Source organism: Caballeronia sp. M23-90 (assembly GCF_053574605.1).
Genome location: NZ_JBSIPA010000813.1, coordinates 1 through 1,359, shown reverse-complemented (window position 1 = coordinate 1,359; position 1,359 = coordinate 1). Strand labels below are relative to the sequence as shown.

General features: G+C 60.4%; 1 protein-coding gene. It reads right to left on the bottom strand.

The window, feature by feature from the left end; genetic code table 11:
- Positions 1–1,359 (bottom strand): ABC transporter substrate-binding protein (locus tag ACRXB1_RS36085; RefSeq protein WP_449494780.1); only part of this gene is annotated, 1,359 nt, incomplete at both ends.

The following is a 1,359-nucleotide window of genomic DNA, read 5'->3' as shown; positions in this document are numbered from 1 at the left end:
CTGCGAGCGGAATCGATCCGAGTCCCTGCAGCTTGCTCGTGTAGGCATCGAGCGAACTCTGGAACATCGGAATGCCGATACCGCCTGTTTCATGCACCAGCACCTGCATGTCGCCGTAGATCTTCTTGCGCTTCGCGTCGTCGGGTTCACCGCGCGCTGCCACCAGCATCTGGTCGAATTTCGGGCTCTTCCAGTTGGCTTCGTTCCACGGCGCGTCCGACTTGAAGAACTGTGTGAACAGCACGTCTGCGCTCGGACGCGCGTTCACGCTGCCAAAGCCGAGCGGATGCTTCATCCAGTGATTCGACCAGTAACCGTCGGATGGAACCCGCGTCACCTGGAGGTTCAAGCCCGCTGCCGGCGCGACCTGTTGCATGAGCGTCGCCATCTCGACCGAACCTTCGGCCGCCGGGGAAGCAAAGATCTGGATCGGATCGCTGCCGAGCTTCGCCTTCTTGAAATAGAACTTGGCCTTCTCCGGGTCGTAGGGACGCTGGGGAATGCCCGCCATGTAGTACTTGTTCGTCGGGTCGATTGGCTGGTCGTTCGCAATCGTGCCGAAGCCGCGAAACACCGCGCGTTTGATCTGCTCGCGATCCAGTAGATAGAACATACCCCGACGAAAATCGTCGTTGCCGGTTATTCCGCCTTCGTCGCGCACGATCAGGTCGGTGTACTGGCCCGTTTTCGTTTCCAGCACCTTGAAGCCCGGAGAGGTCTTGATGCGCTCGGTGGAGCGCGGACTGACCGCGTTGATCAGTTGGACATCGCCGGAAAGCAAGGCATTCACGCGGGCGGATTCGTCGCCAATACCGATCAGTTCGATCTCGTCCAGATGCGGCAGGCCCGGTTTCCAGTATTTTTCGTTCTTTACACCGACCGTGCGCACGCCGGGCGAGAAATCCTTCACCTTGTAAGGACCCGTGCCAATCGCCGTCTTGAAGTCGGTCGTGCCGTCCTTGATGATGAGGAAATGCGAGTCCGCGAGGATCACCGGCAGATCGGCGTTCGCGCCTTCCAGCGTGATCGTGACTTCGTTCGGACCTGTCGCTTTTACTTCCTTGAACTGGTCCGCGAGCGTCTTGGCCTTCGATGCCGTCGCCGGGTCCTTGTGACGCATCAGCGAATAGACCACGTCAGCGGGTGCCAGCGACTTTCCATCGTGGAACTGGACGCCACTGCGCAACTTGACGATCCATACCGTCGCGTCCTTGGTGTCCAGCGATTCGGCGAGCCCCATCGTCGCGCCGAGATGGGAGTCGAGTTCAGTCAGGCCGTTGTAGAACATGTTCGCGCGAACGTAGTCCGTGCCGAGCGCGCCCTTCGCGGGGTCGAGGGTGTCGGCCGCGGACGCCGACA